Annotated in this window: 2 protein-coding genes; both read left to right on the forward strand. The window is 59.8% G+C overall.

Translation table 11 applies throughout. The annotated features are described in order from the left end of the window. Positions 1 to 289 precede the first annotated feature (289 nt). A complete protein-coding gene (locus ABFX23_RS17295; RefSeq protein ID WP_346034127.1) occupies positions 290 to 1,711 on the forward strand; it encodes a hypothetical protein in 1,422 nt (473 codons plus the stop codon). A 225-nt stretch (positions 1,712 to 1,936) separates the two neighbouring features. Next, the gene (locus tag ABFX23_RS17300) at positions 1,937 to 3,250 is read left to right on the forward strand and encodes an SLC13 family permease (RefSeq protein WP_346034128.1); all 1,314 of its coding nucleotides are present in this window, start codon (positions 1,937 to 1,939) and stop codon (positions 3,248 to 3,250) included. Positions 3,251 to 3,734: the final 484 nt, after the last annotated feature.

Raw genomic sequence — 3,734 nt, forward strand, 5'->3', positions numbered from 1 at the left:
ATCCGTCATCGTTCCGTCCGTCCAATCTCCGCCAAGCATGCTCAAGCTTCACGATTTTTGCAACAGAGCCCTTTGTCGGAACTCGCAATGAGCACCCCGGGCAGCGGATACGCCGGTCATCTTGCTTGCATACTTCGGTATAATCTTGCTTGCATACTTCGGTATAAAAGCATAATCCTCTCCGCCACAAAATGCGGGGCTCGGAACCCCTCAGCGATTTCGGACAAGGGGAGGTTTTGGCATGTTGGGTGCGTCTCGATCGGCACGAATAGGCTCGGGGAAATGGGGTATGGCTGGATTGCTAATGGCGGCGCTCGCCGTTTCGCCCGGCATGGCCAACGAGGTAGATGCGGTGCCAGAACACGAGCAGGACATGCAACGGCCCGAAGAACTGAAAGGCACTCTGCCGGACGGGACAGCGTGGCTCATAAAGGTCCCGCAGAACTGGAACGGCACCCTTCTTCGCGATCTTGACTTTGCCACCAACGCAGAGTTCGAGATGACCCTGCCCCGGTACGAGGATCTGCTCAACCGCGGGTATGCGTTCGCAGGTCTCGCCCGCCATCCTCTGCGCCCCTGGCGCTACGATCCCCAGTACGAGATCAAGAATCTCGAGCGTGTGCAGGATATCTTTGCCGAGCAGGTGGCTGTGCCCAATCACGTGCTGCAGTACGGTTGTTCTGGAGCCGGTCTCGTCAGTCTCTCCTCGGCCGAAGCATTTCCGGACAAGATCGATGGAGCGGTCGTATTGTCCGCACACACGCCGGTTTGGATGATGAACAGTTTTCTTGATGGCTGGTTCGCGATGAAGTCGCTTCTTGCGGATGATTTCGAGAGCCGGGGACTGGGGAAAGCGTCGGACTTGCTGGTGGCCAATTTGCCGAACCCCGCTGTCGAGGGAATGCCGCCTGCTCCGGAAATTATCCCGCCGTGGCAAAGTCTGATCGAAGCAGCCGGTGAAACAGCTGAGGGCCGTGCGCGCCTCGCTCTTGCGTTTGCTGTCGGCCAATGGTCCCCGTGGATGGCCGAAGGAACCGAATTGGCTGATCCGTCCGATGCGAACGCAATGGGCGAGCTAATCGTCCAGTCGGCGCTCCGCAATTCCATCAATGTTGGTGGAACGGCGCGGTTGATGTTCGAAAACGCGGCCATGGGTCAGCAGATGTCGGGCAACGAAACCGCCGACTATGCAGCCCTCTACGAGAACGCGGCGCCGAACATGAAGGGAATCGTCGAGAAGCTATACGCCGAAGCCGGCCTCGATATTGCTAGCGACCTCCAGAAAATCAATTCGCAGCCCCGGATAGCGGCTTCGGATTACGCGCTTGAGTTCTGGTCCAAGCCTGGCCGCACGAACAATGGCGATCCGAAGGTTCCGGTCATGCGAGTTCACAGCCTTGGCGACTGGGCAATTCCCTACACCGTGCTGCAAGGCTATCAGGACCTTGTTGAGGAAAAGGGCAATTCCGATCTGTATCGCCAGGTGCTGCTTGAAAGAACCGGGCATTGCGTCTTCACCGTGGCGGAGAGCACCACGGCTGTCGAAACCCTGATGGCGCGGATTGAAACCGGATCCTGGCCGGACACGAGTCCGGAAGCCCTCACTCGCTTTGCTTCCGAGCGGGTTGAAGGTGCTGACACGCGTTTCATCGACTTCGATGACTGGCGCGTGGGTGCGTATAACCACACCTGGGTTCCTGCAGCAGAATGAGTATTGGTACTGGCCGGTCATCGCGGATTGGTGCGTGACAGACCAGGAGCGCAAGGCATCCTGTTTCCCTACAGACCCCGACAGATTGCCTCGCGACGCACTTCGATGCCGCAGGAAGAGTACATCAACGACGCGGCAGGGACTCGAAGCAACGAGTTGCGGCTAGGCAACCCATGAGCTTGTGCATTTCCTGCTGAGATAGCTGGCGCGAACGGAGGGACAGACTTGTCGATCCATTACTTTGGCACTGCGGCTCTCGTGGTGGTGTTCGTCCTGGGGACGGTCAGGCCGGTCAATCTGGGCGCACTCGCCCTGATCGCCACATACCTGATTGGAACCCTGTTCGCCGGGGAGAGCAGCCGCGAATTGCTGGCGGGATTTCCTGCTGACCTGTTCGTGCTTCTCGTCGGCGTGACCTACCTGTTCGGCATAGCGGCGTCGAACGGGACGATCGAATGGATCATCGACCATGCCGTTCGGCGAATAGGGGATCGGGCCGCCACCATTCCCTGGCTTATCTTCGGGGTCGCGGCCATTCCAAGCACCGCCGGGGCGCTTGGGCCAGCTGCCGTGGCTATGCTCGCGCCGATATGCCTTAGCCTCGGAGAGCGATACGGTATTGACCGGCGCATGACGGCCCTGATGGTGATGCATGGCTCCGCCGTAGGAAACTTCTCACCGCTGAACGGTCTGGCGATCATCGTGACCAGCGCCGCGGAAACCAACGGCCTAGCTATTCCGGCGTTCACCTTGTTCTTCGGAAATGCGGTCTACAACATCGGGCTGGCAGTGGTCATCTACCTGATGTTCGGGGGGCCAGCCCTGCTGGCGCGACGCCGCAACCAGACGGGGCAGACCGCGACGTTGACCGTATCGGGCGGGCCATCGGCGACCAGCGCCATGACAGGGGGCGCCCCTGTCGAGACGCCGAAGGATAGCGCGCTGCGCACCGATCAGATCATCACCTTGCTGGCCATCCTGGGCGTCGGGGTCGGGGCCCTGGTTTACAACATCGACATTGGCTTTCTCGCCTTGATAGCAGCCGCTTTTCTGCACCTTTGCTTCCCGAGCAGGGTGTCTAAGGTGGATCGCCGCATCGTCTGGTCGGTGGTGCTGCTGATATGCGGTGTGGTGACATTCGTGGGCGCCTTGCAACGCTACGGCACGGTCGACCTGATCGGCAATGAAATTGCCGGATTGGGCTCACCATTGCTGATTGCCTTCCTGTTGTGCCTGCTTGGCGCGGTCACCTCTGCCGTTGCCTCCAGCGCGGGCATGCTCGGTGTGCTGATACCGCTTGCGGTACCGTTTATGGCGATGGGGCAGATTCACGTTGCGGGCATGATCGTGGCGCTTGCGATTTCGTCCACGGTTGTGGACTCCACGCCCTTCTCGACTGTCGGAGCTTTGACCCTGGCAACCGCACCGGAAGAGGAGCGACCGGAACTCTTCCAGGCAATGCTGAAATGGGGCATCGCCATGGCACTGACAGCACCGGTGCTGACCTGTCTGTTCTTTCTGCTGCCAGACTGGGGGTAGCTCAAGGCGCAGTCAGGCGGAGACCTGACCCGTCTCTACCTCGCAGAGAACCCGCTAATCAGCGGAGGGGCGATACGGCTCAATATCCACCGTCACCTCGCCTCGCGATTGACCATACGGAAGGCCGCATCGGAAAATCGTCTCCCGAGCAGCACTAAATCTGCGTAGCGATACTCTGGCCTAGATGATGCCACAAAGCGGCGGATACAGAGCCAGATCATTCTTTGTCGATGGCTTGGCGCGCGCAAAGCAGCGCCTGTTCCGACCGAAGAGAGCCGCACCCTCGGATTTTTGATGACGGCGCGAGATAGGGGTAAACCCGCGCGCCAGGTTATTCAGTCGCTTGTTGCCGGCCCAAGTATATCCGCGCCTTATCGCGGGCATCCATGGCCATCTTGTTGACCAATGCGGGCGGCGGCTCTGTTGCAAAGATTGGCGGCAGTCAGAGGTAGGCTGTCGCTCTGCGCCGATCAGGCGGCTGCTG

Origin of the sequence: Erythrobacter westpacificensis (assembly GCF_039542285.1) — a bacterium.
Taxonomy (GTDB): domain Bacteria; phylum Pseudomonadota; class Alphaproteobacteria; order Sphingomonadales; family Sphingomonadaceae; genus Alteraurantiacibacter; species Alteraurantiacibacter westpacificensis.

What these genes read in the sequence shown, in the direction of transcription:
- ABFX23_RS17295 (WP_346034127.1), top strand. Translation starts at nt 290, where the DNA reads ATGGCTGGATTGCTAATGGCGGCGCTCGCCGTTTCGCCCGGCATGGCC.